Source organism: Amycolatopsis kentuckyensis, from assembly GCF_002155975.1.
Taxonomy (GTDB): Bacteria; Actinomycetota; Actinomycetes; order Mycobacteriales; family Pseudonocardiaceae; genus Amycolatopsis; species Amycolatopsis kentuckyensis.
Genome location: NZ_MUMI01000188.1, coordinates 1 through 22,670 on the forward strand (window position 1 = coordinate 1; position 22,670 = coordinate 22,670).

The window sequence follows — 22,670 nt, forward strand, 5'->3', positions numbered from 1 at the left end:
GCCGCGCTGGACGAGCTGCTCGACCCCGCCGGCTACACCGGCGCGGCGGGCTCCCTGGTCGACCGCGCCCTCGGCGGCTCAGACTAGGGGCCAAAGGTCCACCGCCCGGCCACGTCGCCGCCCGGTCGCGCAGCGGGCTACGCCGCCGCCCGGCCCGGTCGGTCACCGACCTCGGCGAAAATTCTTTGAACCGCCCTCGGCGGGGGTCCGTGTAGTGGGTATCAGCAGCCGCACCGAGCGGCCGGGAAACCCCAACGGACACAAGGAGAACTTCCATGCTTCGCACGCGCATCGCCGTCTCCGTCGCCGCGGCGGCAGCCGGGCTGGCAGTGCTCACCGCTTGCTCGGGTGCAGAGACTGCTCAGCCGGTTGTCGCTCCTGCGGCGGCGGGTGGCACCGGTGGCGGCCAGGCCGCCAACAACGGCCAGGTCGGCAACGCCGCTCCGGCCTCCAACGAGACCAAGCTGGTCGTCGCCGATGTGGCCGATGTGGGCCAGGTGCTCACCGACCAGAACGGCATGACCCTCTACCGCTTCGACAAGGACACCGCCAAGCCGCCGAAGTCCAACTGCGACGGCGACTGCGCCAAGGCCTGGCCGCCGATGCTGGCCACCGGGGACGTCCAAGTACAAGGTGTCGACAAGAGCACCGTCGGGAAGGTGACCCGGTCCGACGGGACCGAGCAGATCACCGTCGGCGGGTGGGCGCTCTACCGCTACGCCAAGGACACCAAGCCCGGCGACGCGACCGGTCAGGGTGTCGGTGGCGCCTGGTACGCCGCGAACGCCAAGGGCGGGAAGGCCGGGCAGGCCGCGGCCGGCGAGTCCGAAGCCGGCGCCGTCAAGCTCAGCGCCAGCAAGATCGACGGCCTCGGCGACGCGATCGTCGACCAGAACGGGATGACCCTCTACCTGTTCCAGAAGGACACCAAGAAGAAGGCCTCCGCCTGCAACGGTGACTGCGCCAAGACCTGGCCGCCGGTGCTCTCCAAGGGCAAGGTCGAACTGCAGGGCATCGACTCGAAGCTCCTCGGCAGCATCAAGCGCCAGGACGGCTCGGAGCAGGTGACCATCGGCGGCTGGCCCGTCTACACCTTCTCGAAGGACACCAAGCCGGGCGACGCCAACGGTCAGGGCGTCAACGGCACCTGGTTCGTCATCGAGCCCGCCGGCTGCAAGGTCGGCAGCAACCCGGCGACCGCCGCCGGCCAGCAGCAGCAGGCTCCGGCCGGCAGCGGTGCGGGGACCAGTGACTCCTCCGGTTCCGGTGGCACCACCTACTGAACCACCCCGAACCTCCTAGTGGGCGAGGCCCGGCGGACGCTCTTCGCGAGTGACCTCCGGGCCTCGCCCCTTGTGGTCACGACGCAGGAACGACCGGCGACGCGGTTCTTCGGCCACCCCGTCGGTGCGGTCGATGACCTCGGTGCGCTGCTCGGCGACGACCGGCTCGTCGGCCGTCTCGTCCTCGGGCAGCAGGATGGTGCGGCGGGCCGGCAGGACCGCGATCAGCAGGCCGAGAGCGGCGACACCGAGGTGCAGCCACGTGTCGGCGGGCTCGAGGTCCATCGGGTTGCCGGCGTTGGCGAACGGGTTGGTCGAAATGAGGCCGTCGATCATCAGGCCCCACACGAACAGCAGGCCGTAGCCGATGAACAGCAGCCAGCCGAACGTCCGCGCGCGGCCCGAGCCGAACGCGAGCAGCAGGCCGACGACGCCGGTCACGACGCGGACCAGGCTCATCAGCGGGTTGGCGGAGAACCGCCAGAACCCGGCGTCGTGGTGGCCGGCGAAGTTGCCGAAGCCGGTCCTTGAGAATCCGATGATGCCGACGACGAGGAACGCGATCCCGGCCAGTCCGGCCAGCACCTGCGCCGGCTGCAGGCCTCGGACCCGGATGCGTGCGCCTTTCGCGTGAACCATGACTCCAGTCCTTCCCAGCGGGTGGTGACGACCGTCACCGCGCTGGGGTACCCCGCGAACACGGTGAGCGAAACGATGGCGCTTGCCCGCAGGGCCCTCTTGCGTTCCCGATTCGGGTGCCCTTCGAGAGCTATCCCACAAACCGACCCGTTCGGGCGAACAGCGCACGGCCTTTCCGGCAATTCAGGGCATGCGCAAGCTGAGCGGCATCTTCCTGGTGGGGCTGTGCCTGGGGGCGACCGGCGCGGTGGTGGTGACGGCGGGTCACAGCAACGCCGCGGCGCCCCAGCCGATCGCGGTCACCGAGATCGCGGCGACGACGTCCGCGACGCCGCCCCCGGCGGCCGAGTCCGCGGCGCCCGCGACGTCCGCCACGCCGACGCCGAAGACCGAGCCCAAGCAGCCTCCGGCCAAGGTGGACCCCGCCGCGCTGGCCAAGATCGTGCGCGAGGGCGAGGTCAGCGCCGTCGTGTTCGACCGGGAGACCGGCGCGGCGACCGTCTCCGTGCACGCGGACCGCGGGTACACCTCCGCGTCGCTCGTGAAGCTGCTGATCGCGCTTTCCGCGCTCGACCAGGGCGGTCCCGTGGCGGACGTGCAGCGGATGCTGTCCCGCAGCGACGACGACCTCGCGAGCCGGTTCTGGTCGGCCTACGGCGGGCCGGCGATCGTCACGCGCTGGGCCGCGAAGCTGGGCCTCACCGGTACCCGGCCGCCCGCGGAGGCCGGGCGCTGGGGCGACACGCGCATCACCGCGGCGGACGTCGTGAAGATCTACCAGTACCTGCTGAACCGCAAGTCGACCGCGATCCTGAACGCGCTGCGCGACGCGACCGAGCGCGGGTCCGACGGCTTCCGGCAGTACTTCGGCATCCCGGACGCCGCCGCGGGCCAGCCGTGGCTGGTCAAGCAGGGCTGGTCGTGCTGCCGCCCGACGCGGATGCTGCACACCTCGGGCGTGGTCGGCAAGGACAACCGCTACATCGTGGCGGTGCTGACCGAGCACCCCTCCAAGGTCGACTACGCGACCGGGTCGAGGCGGGTCACGGAAATCGTCTCGACGCTGCTGGGCTGAAGCGCCCTCACTGGTCCGTGTCCGCCAGTGCGCCCGGCGCGCCCGACCGCGGCAGCGGCCACGGCTGCACCCCGCCCGTGGTCTCGACCTGCTTGCCCGCCGGGGCGGGCGGTGTCGTGTGAGCGCCGATCCAGGTCAGGATGTCGGGGATCTGGGACTTGAAGGTGTTCATGTTGTGGCCCGCGTCCGGGACCTGCCACGACTGGAACCGGACCGGCGGCCGGACGCCGGCGCGGATCAGCCCGGCCGCCGCGCTCTCGAACTTCTCCTTCTCGCCCCAGATCGCGAGGATGTCCACCGGGGACGGGTGGAGGCGGACCGTGATGCCGACGTTGTTGGCGTCGTCGACGTCCTGGCGGCCCTTGTAGAGGTTCTCCGTCTCGGCGTCCATCTGGGCGCGGTCGTAGCCGCTGACGCTCACCGCCTGGCCGTACCACTGCGGGTGGCGGGTCACCAGGTTCATCGCGCAGTAGCCGCCGGACGACCAGCCGGCGAAGGTCCAGGCCTTCCGGTCCGTGGACACGCCCAGCTTCTCGATCGCGAACTCCCGCAGGTCCGCCGTCAGGTACGTGTCGTTCGCGCTGCCGTTGACCTCGTCCACGCACTCGGTGTCGTGGCCGATCTTCGGGACGCCCGTGGGGTCCGGCATGAGCACCACGACCGGCGGCAGCACGCGCTTGGCGATGGCCGCGTCGAGCTGTTCCGGGAGCTTGTACCCGTCGGTGACGACCTCGGGCCCGGACGGGTAGTTCGGGATCCACTCGATCACCGGGAACCGCAGGTTCTTGTAGGCCGGGTCGAAGTACTGCGGCGGAAGGTAGAGCGTCACGTCGCGCACGAGCTTGGTGCGCCGGCCCGTCACCTTCTTGGTGAGGACGGTGCCCTTGCCCTCCTTGGCGTGCGCCGCACCCACCTCCCGGACGACCTCGGGGTTCTCGGCGTCGATGCTGTCGGCCGCGTAGACGCCGGTGCCGAGCAGCGAGCCGAGCGTCGGGAAGAACCCGCCGATCATGTTGCCGGCCAGGCCGGTGGTGACGACGATCGAGACGACCGCGCAGAGGATGGTGACGGTGCGCCACAGCAGCTTGCGCTTCCACCGCTCCCAGAACAACGGGATCGCGATGATCGCCAGCAGCGTCACCGCGACCACGATGCCCATCGTGATCGGCGAATCGAGCCGGATGCTGCTGAGGTGCATGGGGAAGGTCCTTCCGGGCGGGCAGCGGATGCGCACCCGGACCCCCCGGGACTCGCGTATATAGCACGTTTGACCCGGCTTGCACGTTGCGGACCTGTGAGTTGGGTCATAGGTCCGCAACGTGCGGCGCACTCAGCGTTTTCTCAACTACTTCGCCAAAGACCGCGCCAGCACCGTGACGGCCTGGGTGATCGCGGCCTCGGCGGCGTGCGTCTCGCGCAGCGCGTTCACCATCACGAAGTCGTGGATGATCCCCTGGTACCGGACCGCGGTGACGGGCACACCGGCCTGACGCAGCTTCGCCGCGTACGCCTCCCCTTCGTCGCGAAGCACGTCGGCTTCACCGGTGATGACGAGGGCCGGCGGGAGCCCCGCGAGCTCGTCGAGCGACGCGCGCAGCGGCGACGCCGTGATCTCCGCCCGCTGGGCGGGATCCGTCGTGTACTGGTCCCAGAACCACTTCATGCCTTCGCGGCCGAGGAAATAGCCCTCGGCGAACTCCAGGTAGGACGCGGTGTCGAAGTTCGCGTCGGTGACCGGGTAGAAGAGCACCTGCTGCCGGAAGGTGACGTCGCCGCGCTGCTTGGCCAGGATGGTCAGTGCCGCGGTCATGTTGCCGCCGACGGAGTCGCCGGCGATCGCGATGCGCGAGGTGTCGAGGCCCTTCTCCGCGCCGTGCTGGGCGACCCACTTCGCCACGGCGTAGTTCTCCTCGATGGCGATCGGGTAGCGCGCCTCGGGCGAACGGCTGTACTCGGGGAACACGACGGCGGCGCCGACCCCGGCCGCCAGTTCGCGGACCAGTCGCTCGTGGGTGTGGAAGTCGCCGAACACCCAGCCGGCGCCGTGGATGTAGACGATCACCGGAAGGGGACCGGAAACGCCGGCCGGGCGGACGATCCGCGTTTCGACGTCGCCGTTCGGGCCGCCCGGGACGCTCAGCACCTCGATCTCGGCGGCGGGCATGGCGACCTCGCCGTCCTGGACGCCGTCGACGGCCTTGCGCCCCTCCTCCGGCGGCAGCTGGAACAGGTACGGCGGCTGGTCGGTGGCCTCCGCGAACGCCTGTGCGGCCGGTTCGAGGGCCAGGTTGTGCGGGTTGGCGGTCATGTCGTCCTCCTCGGGGTGGAAGCTGATGTCACGAAAGTAGCTCGCAACTCAGTTGTGCACAACTGAATTGAAGCCAATGAGATGCAGCGCACTTAAGTTGCCGACCAGCCGGATGGCGCGCACCATGGACAGCCAGGAGAGAGGAGGACGCCATGGCGTCGTTGCGGCTGGACGACCAGCTCTGCTTCGGGCTGTACTCGGCGTCGCGCGCGGTGACGTCGCTGTACCGGGTCGTCCTGGAAGACCTCGACCTGACCTACCCCCAGTACCTGGTCATGCTCGCGCTCTGGGAGAAGGACCACCGGCTGGTCAAGGAACTCGGCGCCGAGCTGAACCTCGACTCGGGCACGCTCTCGCCGTTGCTCAAGCGGCTGCAGACGGCGGGGTTGGTGGTCCGGAACCGGCAGGCCGACGACGAGCGCTCGGTCCGCGTCAGCCTGAGCGAAAGCGGGAAGGCGCTGCACGAGAAGGCGCGGGACATCCCCGACGTGATCGGCGCGGCGATGAGCCTGGACGAAGCCGGGCTCGCCCGGATGCGCGCCGAACTGGACCGGTTGACGGAGTCGGTCAACGCCTATCGGGAGGCGTGGCCGCCGACGTGATCGTTCCCGTGGCAGCATGGGCCCCGAAGGGATGGTCATGATCAACCACGATGACGCGCTCAAGGCCGTCGCCAGCAGTCTCGACCGGCCGTCCGCCGCGCGGATCTACGACTACTTCATCGGCGGGAACACCCACTACGCGATCGATCGCGACTTCGCCGAGAAGGTCCGCGCCCGGCTGCCGCTCATGGGCGAGTACTGCCTGACGAGCCGGCAGTTCCTGGGCCGCGCGGTGCGCGAGTGCGTGCGCGCCGGGCTGCGGCAGTTCGTCGACATCGGCTCCGGCCTGCCGACCGCGGGCAACGTGCACGAGGTCGCCGACGAGGCCCGTCCCGAACTGGACACCCGCGTGCTCTACATCGACAACGAGCCGATCGCGCTCGCCCACTCGACGCTGCTGCTCGCCGACACCGCCGACCCCGAGCGCCACCACGCCATCGCCGCGGACTTCCTGCAGCCGGACGACCTCTGGGAGCGGGTGAAGGCGTCGGAGATCATCGACACGCAGCAGCCGATCGCGCTGGTGATCAACGCGGTCATGCACTTCATCAAGGACGAGCAGGACCCGGACCGGCTGCTCGGGTTCTTCCGCGAGCGGCTCGCGCCCGGCTCGTTGCTGGTGCTGTCGCAGATGACCAACGAGAACCCGGTCAACGAGGACGAGCGGCAGGCGCTGCTCGACCTGCTCGAGTACTACGAGACCACGACCAACCCGGGCTTCCTGCGGACGATGGCCGAGTTCGAACGCTTCTTCGGCGGCTGGCCGATGCTGGAACCGGGGCTCGTCTACGCCCCGGCGTGGCACCCCGACGAGCACACCGTGTTCGCCGGCTCGCCGTCCGAGTCGCGGGTGATCGGCGGCGTCGCGCGCAAGCCTTAAGACGCTTCGCGCAGGCTGTCCAGCATGGCGAGGACGGCCCCCTTGCCCAGGTCGACGGCCTTGCGCAGCACCTCCGGGTCGCGCTCCAGCACCGCCACGTCCGGCGCCCCGGCCGGTGGGCGGATGCTCAGGATGCGCGGGTCGCTCGCCAGCGTTTCTTCGTCCTCGACGTCCCGCCGGTAGGTGTCCTGCCAGGCCGGGATCGCCCCGGGCGCCTGCCGGCGCAGGAACCGCGGCACGACGACGTCGTGCACCCTCGGCGGCGGCACCGGCAGCTCGTCGGCGCGGCGGGTGCGCAGCACCAGGACGTCGGTCGCGCCCTGGGCGAGCGCGGTGCGGTACGGGATCGGCTCGGCCACGCCGGCGTCGACGAACCGGCGGCCGGCCATCGGGATCGGCGGCCCGGCCAGCACCGGCATGCACGACGACGCGGCGAGCGCGACCTTGATCGCGTCGACGTCGTCGAGAAAGGGGTGCAGGTCGGTCGACTCCCCCGTGTCGGCGTCGGTGGCCAGCGGGTGGAAGGTGACCGGGTTGGCCAGGATCGCCGGGAAGTCCATCGGCTCCAGCACCGAATAGACCTGGTGGACGAGGTATTCGAGGTCGATCACCGCACGACCGCGCAGGGTGTGCAGCGGGTTGATGATCCGGCGCATGACCACCGGGTTCCACCAGGTCCGGACGCCGGTCGAGGAGCGGCCGCAAAGCAGCCAGGCGCCGTTCAGCGCGCCGGCCGATGAGCCGTAGACGGCGTCCAGCGCCGGGGTCACGCCGAGTTCGTCCAGGGCCAGGACCATGCCGCTGGAGTAGGTGCCGCGGCTGCTGCCGCCCTCGATGACGAGCGCGAGGCGCCTGCCGTCGGTGCGTTCTCCCGGGACACTGCCCGCCACCAGCCGTTCGGAGATCAGTTCGAGTACCGGGTGCACTCCTCCCATCCTGGTCGTTCCGATCGATTAGTCGACCCGTTTTGCCTGACCCGGGCGGGTGAAGTGATGCGCGCCTCGTTGCACTGCAACTAGTTGCATAAGACCATCGAGCGATGGCACTGGAGCACGCGATCCTCGTCTCGCTCTCCGAGCGCGCCGGTTCGGGCTACGAGCTCACGCGCCGCTTCGAGAAGTCGATCGGGCTCTTCTGGAGCGCCACCCACCAGCAGATCTACCGCGTGCTGAAGCGGATGGAAGAGGCTGGCTGGGTCGCCGTCGACGTCGTCGCGCAGTCGGGGCGGCCGGACAAGAAGGTCTACACCGTCAGCGACGGCGGCCACGCCGAACTCGTCCGCTGGCTGGCCGAGCCGGACCCGTCGGCCGGGCCGGTCGAGCTGGCCGTGAAGATCCGCGGCGCGACCTTCGGCGATCCGGCGAAGGTGGCCGAGGAGATCGTCCGGCACCGCGCGAAGCACGCCGAACGCCTCGACGTCTACCGCCAGATCGAGAAGCGCGACTTCCCCGCGCCGGCGCACCTCGACGGCCAGCACCTGCACCAGTACCTGGTCCTGCGCGGCGGTATCCGCGTCGAAGAAGGCCAGGTCGAGTGGTTCGACGAAGTGCTCGCCGCCCTCCACCACCCGAAGGACGCCCGATGAACTCGTACCCGAACCTGCTGTCGCCGTTGGACCTCGGCTTCACGACGCTGCGCAACCGCGTCCTGATGGGCTCGATGCACACCGGCCTCGAAGACAAGGCTTCGCACTTCCCCGAGCTGGCCGAGTACTACACCGAACGCGCCCGCGGCGGCGTCGGGCTGATCGTCACCGGCGGGTTCGCGCCGAACCGCACCGGCTGGCTGCTGCCGCTCGCCTCGAAGCTGACGACGTCGGCGGAGGCCAAGGAACACCGGCAGCTCACCGCGCCGGTGCACGAGGCCGGCGGCAAGATCGCGCTGCAGATCCTGCACGCGGGCCGGTACGCCTACCACCCGCTGAGCGTGTCGGCCTCGAGCATCAAGGCGCCGATCAACCCGTTCCGGCCGCGCGCACTGACCGGTTACGGCGTCCGCCAGCAGATCCGCGCCTTCGCCGACTGCGCCGCTCTCGCGCGCGAAGCGGGCTACGACGGCGTCGAGATCATGGGCTCCGAGGGCTACCTGATCAACCAGTTCCTGGCCGAGCGCACCAACAAGCGCACCGACGCCTGGGGCGGCACGCCGGAGAAGCGCCGCCGGTTCGCCGTCGAGATCGTCAAGCGCACCAGGGAAAAGGTCGGCGACGACTTCATCATCGTCTACCGGCTCTCCATGCTCGACCTCGTCCCGGGCGGCCAGCGCTGGGAGGACGTCGTCGCGCTCGCCAAGGACGTCGAAGCCGCCGGCGCGACGATCATCAACACCGGCATCGGCTGGCACGAGGCCCGGGTGCCGACCATCGTGACGTCGGTGCCGCGCGCCGCCTTCACCTGGGTGACCGGGAAGCTCAAGCCGCACGTGGGCATCCCGGTCGTCACCTCGAACCGGATCAACATGCCGCAGGTCGCCGAGGAAGCCTTGAGCAGCGGCGATGCCGATCTCGTGTCGATGGCCCGGCCGTTCCTCGCCGATCCCGAGTGGATCCGGAAGGCCGAGAGCGGCCGCGAGGACGAGATCAACACGTGCATCGCGTGCAACCAGGCCTGCCTCGACCACGCCTTCAAGCGCAAGCTCGTGTCCTGCATGGTGAATCCGCGCGCGGGCCACGAGACGACGTTGACGCTCGCGCCGACGCGGCGGTCGAAGCACGTCGCCGTCGTCGGCGCCGGGCCCGCCGGGCTGTCGGCGGCGACCGCGCTGGCCGAACGCGGGCACAGCGTCGAACTGTTCGAAGCCGACGACGAGATCGGCGGCCAGTTCGGCATCGCGCGGAAGATCCCCGGCAAGGAGGAGTTCGCCGAAACCATCCGCTACTACCAGCGGCGCCTCGAAGTGACCGGGGTGAAGCTGCACCTCGGCACCCGCGCGACGGCGAACGACCTCACCGGCTTCGACGAGGTCGTGCTGGCCACCGGGGTCGCGCCGCGCGTGCCGCCGCTGCCCGGGATCGACCACCCGAAGGTGCTGTCCTACGTCGACGTCGTCAAGCACGGCAAGCCGGTCGGCGCGCGGGTCGCGGTGATCGGGGCGGGCGGCATCGGCGTCGACGTCAGCGAGTTCCTGACGCACACCGATTCACCGGCGCTCAACCTCGACGCGTGGCTGGCCGAATGGGGTGTCACCGACCCGGAACAGGCGGCGGGCGGGCTCGGCACACCGCGGCCCGAGCCGTCGCCGCGGCAGGTTTTCCTGTTGCAGCGCAAGAAGTCCGGCATCGGCGCGGGGCTCGGCAAGACGTCCGGCTGGGTGCACCGGGCCGCGCTCAAGGCCAAGCGCGTCGAGCAGCTCCCCGGCGTCACCTACGAGCGGATCGACGACGACGGCCTGCACATCACCGTCGACGGCGAGCGGCGGCTCCTCGACGTCGACACGGTCGTCGTCTGCGCCGGTCAGGAGCCCGTGCGGGACCTCGCGGACGAGCTGCGCGCCGCCGGGCTCCCGGTGCACCTGATCGGCGGCGCCGACGTCGCCGCCGAACTCGACGCGAAACGCGCGATCGACCAGGGGACACGGCTCGCCGCCGCGCTGTAGCCCGATAAGCGTCCGGCACTGGCAGGATGGGCCCCGTGCGAGACGTATGCGTGATCGGGCTCGGGCTGATCGGCGGGTCGCTGCTGCGCGCGGCGGCCGCGAGCGGCCGCACGGCGTGGGGTGCCGCGGTTTCCGAAGTGGACGCCGACGCGGCGAGCAGAGCGGGCTTCGACGTCACGACGGACGTCGAAGCGGCCCTGCACCGGGCCGCGGCCGAAGACGCGATGGTCGTGCTCGCCGTGCCGCTCCCGGCCGTCGAAGACCTGCTGCGGCTGGTCAACCAGCACGCGTCGCACTGCCTGCTCACCGACGTGACCAGCGTGAAAGCGCCGGTACTGGACGCGGTCCGCCGCCGGGTGCCGTACACGCGATACGTCGGCGGGCACCCGATGGCCGGGACGTCGAACTCCGGCTGGCTGGCCGGGGACGCCTCGCTGTTCCAGGGCGCCGCGTGGGTGGTCGCCGTCGAGGAGGACACCGACCTCGAAGCGTGGGCCGAAGTGGCGAAGCTCGTGCTGGACGTCGGGGCGCACGTCGTCCCGCTGCCGGCGGAGTCGCACGACGAGGCCGTCGCCCGGATTTCGCACCTGCCGCACCTGCTGGCGGCCATCCTGGCCACCATCGGCGCCGAGGGCGGCCCGCTCGCGATGTCGCTCGCCGCCGGGTCCTACCGCGACGGCACGCGCGTCGCCGGGTCGAACCCGCAGCTGGTCCGCGCGATGACCGAAGGCAACCGGGACGCCCTGCTGCCGATCGTCGACGAGGCACTCGGCCGGCTCGGCGCCGCCCGCGGTTCGCTCGCGTCGACCGGCGGGCTCGCCGCCACGATCAACGCGGGATACGAAGGCGCGCAAGCGCTGGCCGCCAGCCTGGACGTCGAACGCGCCGGGGTCCGGATCAGCCTGACCGCGCCGGACGCGCGGCAAGGCCTGATCGCTCTCGGGGAACGCGGCGGCCGGATCACCGGCCTCTCGGACGGGATCGCGACCGGCGAGGTCCAGTAGCTACCGCGGGGTGTCCGGGGTGTCGTCGAACTTGTTGAGGAAGTCCTTCGCCTTCTCGACGCCGCCGTCGATCTGGCTGTCGTGGCCGGCGAACTTCGACTTCGCGAAGTCGGCGGCCTTGTCGAGGCCTTCCTCGATCTTGTCGTTGTGCTCGCGCAGGGCCTCTTCGGCCTTGCCCTTCAACGCTTCGAAGTCGATTCCCATGGGTGCATTGAACCGCACGATCCTCACGTGCGCCTGTGGTAGGGCAGGAACCGCCGGACGAGCCCCAGGGGCGCGCGTTCGGCCAGGTCGGGGCCGCGGACGGCGTCGAACGCCGACTCCAGCTGGTCGACCACCCCGGACAGCCGCGGGGCGTCCGGCAGCGGCACCGACCGCGGCTCCCGCTGCTCCCGGACGGCCGACGCGAGTTCCCCCAGCGCGGCCGTCAGCAGCTCGACGTCGGCGGGGTCCGGCGGTGGCACACCCCGCCCGATCGTGACGCCGACCTCGGTGACGGCGTCCGCGACCCGCTCCTGCGCGGCGATCACCGGCCACCACGCCACCGCCTGCCGGCCGTGCGCGGACGGCTCGACGACGGCCTGCTGGAACGCCGTCCGCAGGTCGGCCAGGGCCCGGTAGGCCCCGCGCCGCGCCCGTGACCGCGCCAGCCGCGCCTCCCCCGACGACGCCTCGACCAGCGCGTGCGAGACGTACTTCGCGACCGCGTCCAGGCCGTCGGCCAGCCGGCCGCCCACCCGCGGACGCCGGCTGCCCGGCCACAGCAGGTAGCCGAAGACGAGCACGATCACGCAGCCCAGCACGGTGTCGACCAGCCGCGCCAGCACCACGCTCCAGTTCCCGGTGTGGGACAGGCCCATCTGCAGGATGATCAGCGGCGTCACGAAGGCGCTCTGGATGCCGTAGTTGCGCACCTTCCCCACCGCGATGCCGCCGGCGAAGACCGCGCTGAGTACCACCAGCACCCAGCCGTTCGCCCCGAGGCCGAGCACCGCGGCGCCGATCCCGACGCCGATGACCGTGCCGATCCCGCGCAGCACCGCGCGGCCGAACACGGACCCGAAGTCGGGCTTGAGCACGATGCCGACGGTCAGGGTGATCCAGTACGACCGCTCCACCGGCACGAGCAGGCCGACGGCCTCGGCGATCGCGACGCACAGCGTCAGCCGCAGCGCGGCGATCCAGGTCAGCGGGCCGGACGCGAGCGATTCCGCCCAGTCCCGCAGGCGGCGGTGCCACGGCGTCGGCTCCCGGCGCTTGCGGTCGTCGCCCTTGCCGATCCGGACCAGGCCCGCGTAGAGCGCGGCGAGGACCGGGTCGGGGTCGCCGGGCGGCGCCGGCGGCGGGGGCGGCAGCGGCTGGCCGGCCAGCACCGCCGCGGACAGCGCGACGAAGTGGTCGATGACCTCTTGAGCCGGGCGACGGCCCGCGTTGACCATCGCCACCGACGCCTCGACCGCGGGCGTCGTCGCCGAGAGCAGGTTGAGCAGCCGGCGGTAGGCGGCGTCGCGGCCGGACAGCCAGGACCGCGCGGTCAGCAGCTGGTCGTAGGCGGTGTTCATGGCCGTGGTCAGCCGGTGGCGGGCGACCCGCGACACGGCTTCGTCGGCCGCCGACAGCATCGCGGCCAGCTCGACGTAGACGTGCGCGACGGCGGTGCGTTCGGGGCTGGTCGCCCGGACCGTCCAGGTGACGAGCGCGACCAGGAAGCTCCAGGCGGCGCCGAGGCAGAAGTAGCCGAAGAGGACTTCGACGCGGACGCCGGTCGCGTGCTGCCCGGTGGCGAGCACGCAGAACACGAGCATCTGCAGCCCGGCCACCGAGGCGTTGCTCCCGGCCGCGCTGATCACCGCGGACACCGCGGCCACCAGGATCACCGCCGGCACCGACAGCGCGGGTGTGCCGCCGGTGAGCAGCCCGACGAGGTAACCGGCGGTCGCGGCGAGCGTCGCCCCGCCGAGCCGCCGGGCGCGGTAGCGGTAGGGCCCGGCCGATTCGGACAGCACGGCGGGCAGGGCGCCGGTCGAGATGAGCGCGCCGACGGCGATGTCCCCCGCCGCGTACGCGATCGCGAGCGGCACGGCCAGCGCGACCACGGCCCGGGCCACCATGTTCCACGGCACCGGCACCGGCGAGCTGCGCAGGAGCTGGACCAGCCAGTGCGGCGCGGCGAGGTCGGGACGCGGCGTGCTCACCCCTTCATCTTGACCTACGCGCCCGGAGACGGATTAATTATCAACCTGTCAACAACTCGGGAGGTTCCAGTGGGCCGCAGGTACTCGTACGAGGTCAACCGCACGAGCACCGCGCCACCGGAGGCGCTGTTCGCGCTCGAAGCGGACGGCCCGCGCTGGGCGGAGTGGGGAAAGCCACTGATCGTCCAGGCCCGCTGGGCCCGGCGGGGCACCACCGAACCGGACGGCGTCGGCGCCGTCCGCGAGGTCGGCCTGTGGCCGGTGCTGATCCGCGAAGAGACCCTCGAGTACGAGCCCGGCCGCAAGCACGTCTACGCCTTCGCCGGCGGCAAGCCGCTCAAGGACTACCGCGCCGAAGTGCTCTTCACGCCGGCCCCCGGCGGCGGCACGCATCTGCGCTGGACGGGCTCGTTCACCGAGCCGGTTCGCGGTACTGGTCCGGCGCTGGCCGCGACGCTGCGGGTCGTGATCCGGCTGTTCTCCGGCAAGCTGGTCAAGGCGGCCGAAACCCGGCGCTGACCTGGGTGCGCCGGACCACAGAAGATCGTCCGGCGCAACTTCACCCCGTCTCCCGACGTCACTCTTTCGGGTGGTCTTTCACGATCACTCGCGAGAGAGGGGACGCGGGATGAAGCGAGTGGTGGCCGGCTTGGCCGCGGTGGCGTTAGCGCTCACAGCGTGTTCGACGCACGGAACGGACGAGCGGGAGTTCGGCACGAGCCAGCCGAACCCGGCACCGCAGGGCGTGAGCCCCGACGTGAAGACGTCCGGGCCGTACCCGTTCGGCACGGTCCAGCAGAAGGCGCCCGCGATCGAGAACGGCCAGGTGCCGCTCATCCGCCGGATCACCACCGACAAGCCGTACGTCTTCCTCACCATGGACGACGGCGCCGTGCAGGACCCCGACGCGCTGAAGCTGATGCAGCAGAACGGCACCCACCCGGTGCTGTTCCTGAACCAGAAGTACGTGAAGGGCCACGAGGCCTACTTCAAGCAGATCCTCGACGCCACCGGCGCCACGCTCGGCGACCACACGGTCGACCACCCGAACCTCAAGGGCAAGCCGTACGAGTTCCAGCGCAAGGAGATCTGCGACGACGCCGACGACTTCCAGCGCGGCCTCGGCATCCGCCCGTCGCTGTTCCGCCCGCCGTTCGGCAACTACGACCAGAACACCCTGCGCGCGGCGGCCGCCTGCGGCATGCGGGCCTCGGTGCTGTGGACGGCCGCGGTCAACGACGGGCACGTCCAGTTCCAGGCCGGGGACAAGCTCAAGCCCGGTGACATCGTGCTGATGCACTTCCGCAAGACGTTCAAAGAGGACTACACCGCGTTCGTGGAGCAGGCCGAGAAGGACGGGCTGACACCCGTCCCCCTGGCCGACTTCCTGGGTTAGAGCACGACCGTCGGCGTCACGACCGTCCGGCGGCAGGACACGTCACCGAGGTGCACGAGGATCTGCGTCGTCCCGCGCGGCACGTTGTCGAGCACGAACCGGCCGCCTTCGTCGGCCGTCGTCGAGGATGTGCCGTGCTCGGCGACGCGGACCTCGACGCCGTACTGACCGGCCGGGACCAGCCAGCCGTCGATGCGGTGCAGCTTGCCCATCTTGGTCAGGTTGATCATCACCGTCAGGTCGCTGACGGTGAACGTGATCGTGCCGGTGCCGCCGCCGCGGACGCCGGCGAGGTTGTCCAGCCGCTCCCAGCGCGCGACCTCGACGTCGAGGTCTTCGAGCGCGAGCGCGAATTGGACCCGCTGCACCAGGTCACCCGGTGGCGGGTCCAGTTCGTCGAGAAAACGGCCGATGTCGGCCAGCAGCACGTCGTCACCGAAGGAGGCTTGGCCCCCCGGCGCCCCGAGGTCGTTCATCGGCTTCCCCCTTCACTGGCGAGGAGATCGCGCATCTGGTCGAGGCAGCGACCCCTGGTCGGGCCGACGCTGCCACGCGGCATGCGCAACGCCTCGGCGACGAGCTGGTACTCCGCGCGACCCGCGAGCACGGTCAGCCGGAGCAGTTCCTGACAGCGTTGGGGCAGCCGGACGAAGGCGCGCCAGACCCGGCGGTCGCGGTCGGCGCGGACGGCTTCGTCCTCGGGTGCCGGTTGGGTGCTCGGCATCGCTTCGGCCACCTCGTCGCTCAGCGGCACCGGCTGCATGCGGCGGCCGAACGGGTGGGTGGCCTCGCGGCGGGTGGTGGTGATCAGCCAGGCGGCGAGGGCTTTGGGGTCGCGCAGCTTGCCGAGCTGGCTGAACAGCGCCAGCCAGACGGTCTGGACGACGTCTTCGGCGACCGCGCGATCGAGCCCGTTGGCCCGGGCGACGTGCCAGACGAGCGGGGTCAGCTCTTCGACGAGGCGGGCCATCGCCCGGCGGTCACCGTCTCTGGCGGCCTGCATGCACGCAGCGTGCAGCTCGGCGCCGGTCAGGCCCTCCCAAGGCGGATCTACCTCTGTGGTTTGCACGTCGGTCACCGTATCTGCCCCTCTTCGGAAGAGTCTTCGAGTCGGCAATGGCAGTATCGCGGGTCCTTCGGGGGGAAGGAGCGTGCAGGTGGATCTCGGATACATCAAGGTCACTTACTTCGTCGGTCGTGCACTACCGGGCAACTGGCTGTTCGGTGAGGTACCGGCCGGCGCGCGTGGACTCGCACCGGCCGGTACTCCCCTCCCTCAAGGACCCGCTCCCCAACGGGCCCCGCCGGATGTCCCCTCCCCCGAAGGGCACCCGGCCGACGGTGTCCGGAAGCCCCCTCGGCTCCCGGCCACCGCGTTCACTGCGAACGCGACACCCCCTGTCGTGTTCCTCCGTGCTTGGCTGCTCCACAGGACGCAGTGGGGGCACCGCCAGATACCCGAACCGGCAAACTTTTTTGAAGATCGACGCAGAGCCGCTAACTGATCACGGCGCGTGCCAGCGTCCCGGCCCAGCGGGCGTAGCCGGTGGGGCCCGGGTGGAACCGGTCGCTCGCGAAGGCGGCCGGGTCGAGCAGCGCGGGATCCATCGGGAGGTGCCGGACGCCGGGGAGCCTCCCGAGCGTCGCGGCCGCGCGGTCGAGAGCGGTCGAGCGGGCGGCAAGGACGTCACGCAGCGGGCGCGGCAGGGCCGGGAAGCGCGCCATCGGCGGCACCCCGGCCAGCAGGACGTCGACCGGGCCGAGCCGCCGGCGCAGGTCGAGCACCAGGCGCAGGAGGTCGCGGCGGTAGCCCGCGGCCGTCCGGAGCTCGATGGTGTCGTTGACGCCGAGCGCGATCACGACCAGGTCGGCCGGGCGGAGCAGCGGGACGAGCTCGGCGCGGGCGACCCGGGCGTTGGCGCCGGTCCGGCCGACCGCCTGCCAGCGCACCGCCCGGCCGTCGCGGGCCAGCTCGCGGGCGAGGCAGCCGGTCAGCGCTTCCTCGTGGTCCGCCGCGCCGACGCCGTCCACTGTGGATTCGCCGAGCACGGCGAGCCGGAAGGGCTCGCCGTCGCCCGGGACGAGTCCCTCCGTCGGCCCCGCCGCGCCCGGGAGCCGCGGGGTCTTGCGCTTGACGTAGACAGCTTGAGCCAGGAGCACCATGGCTCGACGCTAGCCGTGCGCGATCGAAACCTTCCGCCTGATCAGCGTGGGGTCCGCCACGGCGTCGAGCAGGTACGCGGCGACGTCGGCGCGCCGGATCGTGTAGCTGCCGCGCACGTTGCCGTCGAGCCGGCTCTTGACGGCCCCGGTGCGCGGGCCGTTCAGCAGCATCGGCGGGCGGACCACGGTCCAGTCCACGGCACTGGCCAGCACCAGGTCCTCCATCGCGCGCATGTCCGCGTAACCGTGCTTGAGGACCGCTTCGAGCAGCGGTTTCACGAGCGTGCGGGTGAAGACGCCGTCGCCGTCGCCGTCCAGCCCGCTGGCGCTGACCACCAGCAGGCGCTTGGCGCCGGCCGCGAGCGCCGCGCGGGCACCGTCGGTGCAGACCGTCGTCGGCTTGCGGTCGCGCGAGCCCAGCGCGGAAACCACCGCGTCGCGCCCTTCGATCGCGGCCGCGAGCTTCTCCTGCTCGTGCAGGCCCGCGACGACGACCTCGGCCGGCAGCTTCAGCTTGGCCGGGTCGCGCACGACGGCGGTGACGTGCCAGCCGCGGTCCAGCGCCTGCCCGACGACCTCGCCGCCGACACCGCCGGTGGCTCCCAGCACGGTGATCCTCATGGTCTCCTCCTCGGTTAGTGAACACTCACAAGGTAAGGTGAGTGTTCACTAACCAGGCTGAGAACGCACTCAGGGAGCCGCCATGGGAAGCCGCGAAGAGATCGTCGCCGCGGCCGCGAAGGTGATGCGCGAGCAGGGCTACGCCCACGCGACGACGAAGGTCATCGCGCAGACCGCGGGTTACTCGGAGGCGATGCTCTACAAGCACTTCCGCGACAAGACCGACCTGTTCCTCAGCGTCATGGGCGAGGAACTGCCCGCGCTGGGCGCCACCCTGGCCGAGCTGACCGCCGACCCCGGCCGGGCGCCGCTGCGGGACAACCTGGCCCGCGTCGCCCGGCTCGGCCTGGCGTTCTACCTCGAAGGGTTTCCGATCGCGGTGTCGGTCTTCTCGTCGCGCGAACTGCTGCGCTCCCACCGCGAGCGGCTCGGCGAGCACGGCCCGCACGTGCTGCTGGGCGGCGTCGCGGACTACCTGCGCGCCGAACAGGCGTTGGGCCGGGTCAAGCCGGACACCGACGTCGAAGCGGCCGCGGCCCTGCTGCTGGGCGCGTGCTTCCAGCAGGCCTTCCTGGCCACGTTCGAGGAGCGCGAGCCCGCCGACCGCGCCGAGCGGCTCGCGGGCACCCTGCTCGCCGCGTTGTAGCGGCTGCCGCCGGATGGTGGCTGGAGCGGACCGGCCCGCGCTGCCAGCATTTTTCCTGACGCCTCGGCGTGGCAGGCGAGGCGCACCCCGGCCCCCGGAATGGACGGAACCCATGCGCACCCGGTTCGCGGCGATGATCATCAGCACGCTGGCCCTGGTGGCCCTGTCCGTGACGCCCGCCGGCGCCGACGGCTGGTGGCTGCAGTACTCCGACACGAGCACCCGGCTGTGCCTCGACGCCGACTACCACGCCAACACCGCGTACTGGTCGCTCACCGAGGCCACCTGCAAGACACCGGTCGGCAGCGGCGCCGCCGACCAGGTGTTCCAGCTCGTGCCGCAGAGCAACGGAACCGCGTGGATCCTGTCCGGGGTGTCCGGCACCATGTGCGTCGGTGTCGCCTCGGGCTCACCGAACGACGGCGCCGCGGTCTTCCTGACCAACTGCCCGGCCCCGGGTACCAACTGGTTCGCCCAGGAGTGGCAGGTGTCCACCGTCTCCGAAAACCCGAACGGCTCGGCCAACGTCCTGTTCCGGAACGCGACCAGCCAGAAGTGCATCACCGGCACCGGCAGCGGGGTGGCGCTGTTCCAGCAGGCCTGCGACAGCGCGAACCCGCACCAGGTCTGGCGCCAGCACCTCAAGGAGTCCGGCTGCACCCGGTGCGTCGCGGCGGCCCGGCGGAGCTAGGCGTTCTTCTCCTCGCGGAGCTGGTGCCAGCGCTCGTACATGCCGTTGAGCTCCTCGAGCATGAACGACAGGAAGTCCCGCATCTCGGCGAGCCGCTTGCCCGAGGGGGTGTCCTCGCCGAGGGCGTCGATGCCGTTTTCGGCGGCGTCGCGCCACATGGTGATCATGCGGTCGCGCTTGAGGAAGGTGGCGTACCAGAGGTCGTCGTAGAGGCGGTAGTGGTCGCGGCGCTCGCCGGGCTCGCGCTCCTTGGCGACCAGGCCGATCTGTTCGAGATAGCGCACCGCGCCGGAGACGGCGGCCGGGCTGACCTGCAGCTGCGCGGCCAGGTCGGCGGCGGTCAGCCGGCCCTCGTCGGTGGTCATCAGCGCGGCGAACACCCGCGCGGGCATGCGCTGCATGCCGATCTGCGAAAGCACGAGCCCGAGGCTCTCGACGTACCGGCGGACGGCGTCTTCATCTCGCTTCGTGTCAGGCGTCGTCATCGGCCCATCCTCCCGTACCCGTCCCCCATGATCACTCGATCTAGACATTTTCTTAACTTCACAACTTCGTGAAGCGAGTGTAGCTTCCGAAGCATGGAAAACGCCATTTCGGTCACCGGCCTGCACAAGTCGTTCGGCCGGACGAAGGCCCTCGACGGCCTGGACCTGCAGGTACCCGCTGGGGAGGTGCACGGTTTCCTCGGCCCCAACGGCGCCGGGAAGTCGACCACCGTCCGGGTCCTGCTCGGCCTGCTCCACGCGGACTCGGGGGACGTCCGGCTGCTCGGCGGCGACCCCTGGAAGGACGCCGCGAGCCTGCACCGCCGCCTGGCCTACGTGCCCGGCGACGTCAACCTGTGGCCCAACCTCTCCGGCGGCGAGGTGATCGACCTGCTCGGCCGCCTGCGCGGCGGCCTGGACGAGAAGCGCCGCAACGACCTGGTCGAGCGGTTCGACCTCGACCCGAAGAAGAAGGGGCGGACGTACTCGAAGGGCAACCGGCAGAAGGTCGCCATCGTCGCGGCGCTGGCCTCCCGCGTCGACCTGCTGATCCTCGACGAACCCACGTCCGGCCTCGACCCGCTGATGGAGGCGACGTTCCAGTACGCCATCCAGGAGGAGCGCGAGCAGGGCCGGACCGTGCTGCTCTCCAGCCACATCCTCGCCGAGGTCGAGGCGCTGTGCGACAAGGTCAGCATCATCCGCAACGGCAAGACCGTCGAGTCCGGCACCCTCGCCGAGCTGCGCCACCTGACCCGGACGTCGATCACCGCCGAGCTCGCCGGCCCGCCGAACGGGCTCACCGAGCTGGCCAACATCCACGACCTCAAGGTCGAGGGCAACCGCGTCCGCTTCGACGTCGAGACGCGCTCGCTCGACGAGGCCCTGCGGCAGCTGACCGAGGTCGGCGTCCGCAGCCTGGTCAGCCAGCCGCCGACGCTGGAGGAGCTGTTCCTGCGCCACTACACGACCGAAGCGAGCGCGAAATGACCGCGACGCTCTCCCGCGCCGAAGCCGCGGTGGCGCCCGCGCACGAACTGGCCGGCACCTGGCACCTCACCCGGCTCGCGCTGCGCCGCGACCGCGTGATCCTGCCGATCTGGATCGTCCTGCTCAGCGTCGTCCCGGCGAGCACGGTCAACACGTTCACGCAGTTCTACCCGACCGTCGCCGACCGGCTCGCCCTGCAGGCGGGCGCGAACGCGAACCCCTCCTACGCGCTGCTCTACGGCCCGCCGTTCGACCTGACCACGGCCGGCGGGTTCATCGCCTGGCGCATGTGCGGGTTCCTGGCGCTGCTCACCGGGCTGATGGTCGTCTTCACGGTCACCCGGCACACCCGCGCCGAGGAGGACACCGGGCGCGCGGAGCTGCTCGCGTCCGCGGTGGTCGGCCGGTACGCGGCGCTGACGGCGGCGCTGCTGGTGGCCGGCGGCGCGAGTGTGCTGACCGGGCTGGTCCAGGCGGTCACCATGATCGGCGCCGGCCTGCCCGCGGCCGGTTCGCTCGCCTTCGGCGCGGCGGAAGCACTGGCGGGGCTGGTCTTCACCGCGGTCGCGGCGGTCGCCGTCCAGCTGGCCGAGTACTCCCGGACGGCCAACGGCATCGGGACCGCCGTGGTCGGCGCCGCCTTCCTGCTGCGCGGCGCCGGGGACTCCACTGTGGACGCCCGCTGGCTGTCCTGGCTGTCCCCGATCGGCTGGGTGCAGCAGGTCCGCGCGTTCGCCGGGGAACGCTGGTGGGTGCTCCTGCTGCCGCTGGCGTTCGCGCTGGTCGTGGGCGCGGCGGGGTACTGGCTGCTGCCCCGCCGCGACGTCGGCGTCGGCATCCTGCCGCCGCGGCCGGGGCCGGCCCGGGCGGCGGCGAGCCTGCGGTCACCGCTCGCGCTCGCCTGGCGGCTGCACCGGGGCCCGCTGCTCGGCTGGGTGATCGGCACGGCCGTGGTCGGCGCGGTGTTCGGCTCGATCGCCAGCGGCATCGGCGACCTCGTCGGCTCGAGCCCGCAGGCGCAGCAGATCATGGCGCGGCTGGGCGGCAGCCACGCGCTGACGCAGGCTTTCCTGGCCGCGATGGCCGGGATGTTCGCCATGGTCGCGTCGCTGTACGGCGTCCAGGCGGTGCTGCGGATGCGCGGCGAGGAGACCGCGATCCGGCTCGAACCGGTGCTCGCCACCAGCGTCGGCCGGCTGCGCTGGGCGGCAGGCCACCTCGTGTTCGCCTTCTTCGGCACGGCGGCGCTGCTGCTGTCCGGCGGGGTGTTCATGGGTCTGGCGAACGGACTGCGCACCGGCGACGTCGGCGGCTCGCTCGCGGACACCCTGTCCGGGATGCTGGTCCAGCTGCCCGCGGCCTGGGTGGTGGTCGCGCTGGCGGTGACGATTTTCGGGCTGCTCCCGGGCTTTTCGCCGGCGGCGTGGGCCGTCGGGGCACTGGCGCTGCTGCTGAGCCTGTTCGGCCCGATCGTCGACCTGCCGCAGGTGGTGCTGGACGTCTCGCCGTTCCAGCACCCGCCGAAGATCCCCGGCCAGGAGCTCACCGCGACACCGCTCGTCTGGCTCGGCGCGGTCGCCGTCGTCGCCCTGGCCGCCGGCCTGGCCGGCTGGCGGCGCCGGGACGTCGGCTAACGCACCCGGAGCTCGTGGCCGGGACCGGCCACGAGCTGCGCCTGCGGCCCGGCTTTCCCGCAGCCGGGCCCGTTCGGCTCGGCGAACGACGGCGTCACCTCGATGGTGTGCGGTTTCCCGTCGTCGAACCGGACGGTGACCCGCACCGGTTCGGCGGCCAGGCCCGGGATGTCCGCGAAGCCGTGGAGCCCGCCGGTCGGGACCATCGACGTCCCGCACGAGCTGTCCGGGCCGGTGCCCGTGCAGGTCGTCGCGCCCGCCGACGTCTCGGGGTAGAGGCCGACCTCGCGCGTGACGCACTGGCCGCGCCAGCAGGCTTCGAGCGTCGCTTTCGAGATGCCGTTCGGTGCCGGGATGGACAGGCTGATGCCGATCGGGACGCCGATCGCCGTGCAGGCGAGCTCCGGCCCGGCACAACCGGCCACGGCGGCGGCGAGCATCGCGAACCCCAGTGCGTAACGCAT

25 protein-coding genes are annotated in these 22,670 nt (G+C 71.4%); 13 read left to right on the top strand and 12 right to left on the bottom strand.

Annotated elements, in window-relative coordinates:
* Positions 1–275: 275 nt before the first annotated feature.
* Positions 276–1,283: an SCO0930 family lipoprotein gene (locus CCN39_RS18965; protein WP_086843785.1), complete on the top strand. Its 1,008-nt coding sequence runs from the start codon at positions 276–278 to the stop codon at positions 1,281–1,283.
* A gap of 15 nt (positions 1,284–1,298) precedes the next feature.
* Here the strand turns inward: CCN39_RS18965 and CCN39_RS18970 are convergent, their stop codons facing one another.
* Complete coding sequence (locus tag CCN39_RS18970) at positions 1,299–1,922, bottom strand: DUF4383 domain-containing protein (RefSeq protein ID WP_086843786.1); 624 nt, start codon at positions 1,920–1,922, stop codon at positions 1,299–1,301.
* Between the two features lie 190 nt (positions 1,923–2,112).
* On the opposite strand from CCN39_RS18970, the gene CCN39_RS18975 reads away from it, so the two are divergent.
* Positions 2,113–2,997, top strand: coding sequence for a serine hydrolase (locus CCN39_RS18975; protein WP_086843788.1), 885 nt, complete (start codon positions 2,113–2,115; stop codon positions 2,995–2,997).
* Between the two features lie 7 nt (positions 2,998–3,004).
* Here CCN39_RS18975 and CCN39_RS18980 read toward each other — a convergent pair whose 3' ends face one another.
* On the bottom strand, positions 3,005–4,195 hold the full coding sequence (locus CCN39_RS18980) for an alpha/beta hydrolase (RefSeq protein ID WP_086843790.1): 1,191 nt from the start codon (positions 4,193–4,195) through the stop codon (positions 3,005–3,007).
* A 147-nt stretch (positions 4,196–4,342) separates the two neighbouring features.
* Complete coding sequence (locus tag CCN39_RS18985; RefSeq protein ID WP_086843792.1) at positions 4,343–5,305, bottom strand: alpha/beta hydrolase; 963 nt, start codon at positions 5,303–5,305, stop codon at positions 4,343–4,345.
* Positions 5,306–5,457: 152 nt separating this feature from the next.
* On the opposite strand from CCN39_RS18985, the gene CCN39_RS18990 reads away from it, so the two are divergent.
* Both CCN39_RS18990 and CCN39_RS18995 read left to right on the top strand, forming a co-directional pair.
* Positions 5,458–5,907 (top strand): MarR family winged helix-turn-helix transcriptional regulator, encoded by a 450-nt coding sequence (locus CCN39_RS18990; protein WP_086843794.1) that lies wholly within the window; start codon positions 5,458–5,460, stop codon positions 5,905–5,907.
* 37 nt (positions 5,908–5,944) lie between these two features.
* A complete protein-coding gene (locus CCN39_RS18995) occupies positions 5,945–6,787 on the top strand; it encodes an SAM-dependent methyltransferase (protein WP_086843859.1) in 843 nt (280 codons plus the stop codon).
* Here the strand turns inward: CCN39_RS18995 and CCN39_RS19000 are convergent.
* Positions 6,784–7,722, bottom strand: coding sequence for a patatin-like phospholipase family protein (locus CCN39_RS19000; RefSeq protein WP_434781113.1), 939 nt, complete (start codon positions 7,720–7,722; stop codon positions 6,784–6,786). The two genes, CCN39_RS18995 and CCN39_RS19000, sit on opposite strands and share 4 nt — an antisense overlap.
* Positions 7,723–7,826: 104 nt before the next feature.
* On the opposite strand from CCN39_RS19000, the gene CCN39_RS19005 reads away from it, so the two are divergent.
* The 3 genes from CCN39_RS19005 to CCN39_RS19015 are packed head-to-tail and all read left to right on the top strand — an operon-like array spanning position 7,827 to position 11,385.
* A complete protein-coding gene (locus CCN39_RS19005) occupies positions 7,827–8,372 on the top strand; it encodes a PadR family transcriptional regulator (protein WP_086843799.1) in 546 nt (181 codons plus the stop codon).
* Positions 8,369–10,381 carry an NADPH-dependent 2,4-dienoyl-CoA reductase gene (locus CCN39_RS19010; protein ID WP_086843801.1) on the top strand — a complete coding sequence of 671 codons (2,013 nt, stop codon included), beginning with the start codon at positions 8,369–8,371 and terminating at the stop codon, positions 10,379–10,381. The genes CCN39_RS19005 and CCN39_RS19010 overlap by 4 nt, the downstream gene beginning before the upstream one ends.
* A 50-nt stretch (positions 10,382–10,431) precedes the next feature.
* Entirely contained in the window at positions 10,432–11,385 is a 954-nt protein-coding gene (locus tag CCN39_RS19015) for a prephenate dehydrogenase (RefSeq protein WP_086843803.1), read from the top strand.
* On the opposite strand, the gene CCN39_RS19020 is transcribed toward CCN39_RS19015, so the two are convergent.
* Both CCN39_RS19020 and CCN39_RS19025 read right to left on the bottom strand, forming a co-directional pair.
* Positions 11,386–11,589, bottom strand: coding sequence for an antitoxin (locus CCN39_RS19020; RefSeq protein ID WP_086843804.1), 204 nt, complete (start codon positions 11,587–11,589; stop codon positions 11,386–11,388).
* A gap of 23 nt (positions 11,590–11,612) precedes the next feature.
* A complete protein-coding gene (locus tag CCN39_RS19025) occupies positions 11,613–13,580 on the bottom strand; it encodes an FUSC family protein (RefSeq protein ID WP_086843806.1) in 1,968 nt (655 codons plus the stop codon).
* 69 nt (positions 13,581–13,649) lie between these two features.
* Here CCN39_RS19025 and CCN39_RS19030 point away from each other — a divergent pair, with 69 nt between their 5' ends.
* Positions 13,650–14,099, top strand: a complete 450-nt coding sequence (locus tag CCN39_RS19030) for an SRPBCC family protein (protein WP_086843808.1) — start codon at positions 13,650–13,652, stop codon at positions 14,097–14,099.
* A 109-nt stretch (positions 14,100–14,208) separates the two neighbouring features.
* The gene (locus CCN39_RS19035) at positions 14,209–14,976 is read left to right on the top strand and encodes a polysaccharide deacetylase family protein (protein ID WP_086843810.1); all 768 of its coding nucleotides are present in this window, start codon (positions 14,209–14,211) and stop codon (positions 14,974–14,976) included.
* On the opposite strand, the gene CCN39_RS19040 is transcribed toward CCN39_RS19035, so the two are convergent.
* The 4 genes from CCN39_RS19040 to CCN39_RS19055 all read right to left on the bottom strand — a co-directional run bounded on the left by CCN39_RS19040 (position 14,973) and on the right by CCN39_RS19055 (position 17,760).
* Complete coding sequence (locus tag CCN39_RS19040; protein WP_086843812.1) at positions 14,973–15,452, bottom strand: hypothetical protein; 480 nt, start codon at positions 15,450–15,452, stop codon at positions 14,973–14,975. The two genes, CCN39_RS19035 and CCN39_RS19040, sit on opposite strands and share 4 nt — an antisense overlap.
* Positions 15,449–16,054 carry an RNA polymerase sigma factor gene (locus CCN39_RS19045; RefSeq protein WP_086843814.1) on the bottom strand — a complete coding sequence of 202 codons (606 nt, stop codon included), beginning with the start codon at positions 16,052–16,054 and terminating at the stop codon, positions 15,449–15,451. Before CCN39_RS19045 ends, CCN39_RS19040 begins: the two co-directional genes overlap by 4 nt.
* A 419-nt stretch (positions 16,055–16,473) precedes the next feature.
* Entirely contained in the window at positions 16,474–17,139 is a 666-nt protein-coding gene (locus CCN39_RS19050; RefSeq protein ID WP_086843816.1) for an SGNH/GDSL hydrolase family protein, read from the bottom strand.
* A 9-nt stretch (positions 17,140–17,148) separates the two neighbouring features.
* Positions 17,149–17,760, bottom strand: coding sequence for an NAD(P)-dependent oxidoreductase (locus tag CCN39_RS19055; protein ID WP_086843818.1), 612 nt, complete (start codon positions 17,758–17,760; stop codon positions 17,149–17,151).
* 82 nt (positions 17,761–17,842) lie between these two features.
* Between CCN39_RS19055 and CCN39_RS19060 the strand changes: the two genes are divergently transcribed.
* Both CCN39_RS19060 and CCN39_RS19065 read left to right on the top strand, forming a co-directional pair.
* Entirely contained in the window at positions 17,843–18,406 is a 564-nt protein-coding gene (locus CCN39_RS19060) for a TetR/AcrR family transcriptional regulator (protein ID WP_086843820.1), read from the top strand.
* 112 nt (positions 18,407–18,518) lie between these two features.
* Positions 18,519–19,097 (top strand): RICIN domain-containing protein, encoded by a 579-nt coding sequence (locus tag CCN39_RS19065; protein ID WP_086843822.1) that lies wholly within the window; start codon positions 18,519–18,521, stop codon positions 19,095–19,097.
* Here the strand turns inward: CCN39_RS19065 and CCN39_RS19070 are convergent.
* Positions 19,094–19,582 (bottom strand): GbsR/MarR family transcriptional regulator, encoded by a 489-nt coding sequence (locus CCN39_RS19070; RefSeq protein ID WP_086843824.1) that lies wholly within the window; start codon positions 19,580–19,582, stop codon positions 19,094–19,096. The genes CCN39_RS19065 and CCN39_RS19070 overlap by 4 nt on opposite strands.
* Positions 19,583–19,675: 93 nt before the next feature.
* Between CCN39_RS19070 and CCN39_RS19075 the strand changes: the two genes are divergently transcribed.
* Both CCN39_RS19075 and CCN39_RS19080 read left to right on the top strand, forming a co-directional pair.
* Complete coding sequence (locus CCN39_RS19075) at positions 19,676–20,572, top strand: ABC transporter ATP-binding protein (RefSeq protein WP_086843825.1); 897 nt, start codon at positions 19,676–19,678, stop codon at positions 20,570–20,572.
* Positions 20,569–22,206 carry an ABC transporter permease gene (locus tag CCN39_RS19080; RefSeq protein ID WP_086843827.1) on the top strand — a complete coding sequence of 546 codons (1,638 nt, stop codon included), beginning with the start codon at positions 20,569–20,571 and terminating at the stop codon, positions 22,204–22,206. Before CCN39_RS19075 ends, CCN39_RS19080 begins: the two co-directional genes overlap by 4 nt.
* On the opposite strand, the gene CCN39_RS19085 is transcribed toward CCN39_RS19080, so the two are convergent.
* A complete protein-coding gene (locus CCN39_RS19085; protein WP_244210864.1) occupies positions 22,203–22,670 on the bottom strand; it encodes a hypothetical protein in 468 nt (155 codons plus the stop codon). The two genes, CCN39_RS19080 and CCN39_RS19085, sit on opposite strands and share 4 nt — an antisense overlap.

What these genes read in the sequence shown, in the direction of transcription:
- CCN39_RS18965 (WP_086843785.1), top strand. Translation starts at nt 276, where the DNA reads ATGCTTCGCACGCGCATCGCCGTCTCCGTCGCCGCGGCGGCAGCCGGG.
- CCN39_RS18970 (WP_086843786.1), bottom strand. Translation starts at nt 1,922, where the DNA reads ATGGTTCACGCGAAAGGCGCACGCATCCGGGTCCGAGGCCTGCAGCCG.
- CCN39_RS18975 (WP_086843788.1), top strand. Translation starts at nt 2,113, where the DNA reads ATGCGCAAGCTGAGCGGCATCTTCCTGGTGGGGCTGTGCCTGGGGGCG.
- CCN39_RS18980 (WP_086843790.1), bottom strand. Translation starts at nt 4,195, where the DNA reads ATGCACCTCAGCAGCATCCGGCTCGATTCGCCGATCACGATGGGCATC.
- CCN39_RS18985 (WP_086843792.1), bottom strand. Translation starts at nt 5,305, where the DNA reads ATGACCGCCAACCCGCACAACCTGGCCCTCGAACCGGCCGCACAGGCG.
- CCN39_RS18990 (WP_086843794.1), top strand. Translation starts at nt 5,458, where the DNA reads ATGGCGTCGTTGCGGCTGGACGACCAGCTCTGCTTCGGGCTGTACTCG.
- CCN39_RS18995 (WP_086843859.1), top strand. Translation starts at nt 5,945, where the DNA reads ATGATCAACCACGATGACGCGCTCAAGGCCGTCGCCAGCAGTCTCGAC.
- CCN39_RS19000 (WP_434781113.1), bottom strand. Translation starts at nt 7,722, where the DNA reads ATGGGAGGAGTGCACCCGGTACTCGAACTGATCTCCGAACGGCTGGTG.
- CCN39_RS19005 (WP_086843799.1), top strand. Translation starts at nt 7,827, where the DNA reads ATGGCACTGGAGCACGCGATCCTCGTCTCGCTCTCCGAGCGCGCCGGT.
- CCN39_RS19010 (WP_086843801.1), top strand. Translation starts at nt 8,369, where the DNA reads ATGAACTCGTACCCGAACCTGCTGTCGCCGTTGGACCTCGGCTTCACG.
- CCN39_RS19020 (WP_086843804.1), bottom strand. Translation starts at nt 11,589, where the DNA reads ATGGGAATCGACTTCGAAGCGTTGAAGGGCAAGGCCGAAGAGGCCCTG.
- CCN39_RS19035 (WP_086843810.1), top strand. Translation starts at nt 14,209, where the DNA reads ATGAAGCGAGTGGTGGCCGGCTTGGCCGCGGTGGCGTTAGCGCTCACA.
- CCN39_RS19040 (WP_086843812.1), bottom strand. Translation starts at nt 15,452, where the DNA reads ATGAACGACCTCGGGGCGCCGGGGGGCCAAGCCTCCTTCGGTGACGAC.
- CCN39_RS19050 (WP_086843816.1), bottom strand. Translation starts at nt 17,139, where the DNA reads ATGGTGCTCCTGGCTCAAGCTGTCTACGTCAAGCGCAAGACCCCGCGG.
- CCN39_RS19055 (WP_086843818.1), bottom strand. Translation starts at nt 17,760, where the DNA reads ATGAGGATCACCGTGCTGGGAGCCACCGGCGGTGTCGGCGGCGAGGTC.
- CCN39_RS19060 (WP_086843820.1), top strand. Translation starts at nt 17,843, where the DNA reads ATGGGAAGCCGCGAAGAGATCGTCGCCGCGGCCGCGAAGGTGATGCGC.
- CCN39_RS19065 (WP_086843822.1), top strand. Translation starts at nt 18,519, where the DNA reads ATGCGCACCCGGTTCGCGGCGATGATCATCAGCACGCTGGCCCTGGTG.
- CCN39_RS19070 (WP_086843824.1), bottom strand. Translation starts at nt 19,582, where the DNA reads ATGACGACGCCTGACACGAAGCGAGATGAAGACGCCGTCCGCCGGTAC.
- CCN39_RS19075 (WP_086843825.1), top strand. Translation starts at nt 19,676, where the DNA reads ATGGAAAACGCCATTTCGGTCACCGGCCTGCACAAGTCGTTCGGCCGG.
- CCN39_RS19080 (WP_086843827.1), top strand. Translation starts at nt 20,569, where the DNA reads ATGACCGCGACGCTCTCCCGCGCCGAAGCCGCGGTGGCGCCCGCGCAC.
- CCN39_RS19085 (WP_244210864.1), bottom strand. Translation starts at nt 22,670, where the DNA reads ATGCGTTACGCACTGGGGTTCGCGATGCTCGCCGCCGCCGTGGCCGGT.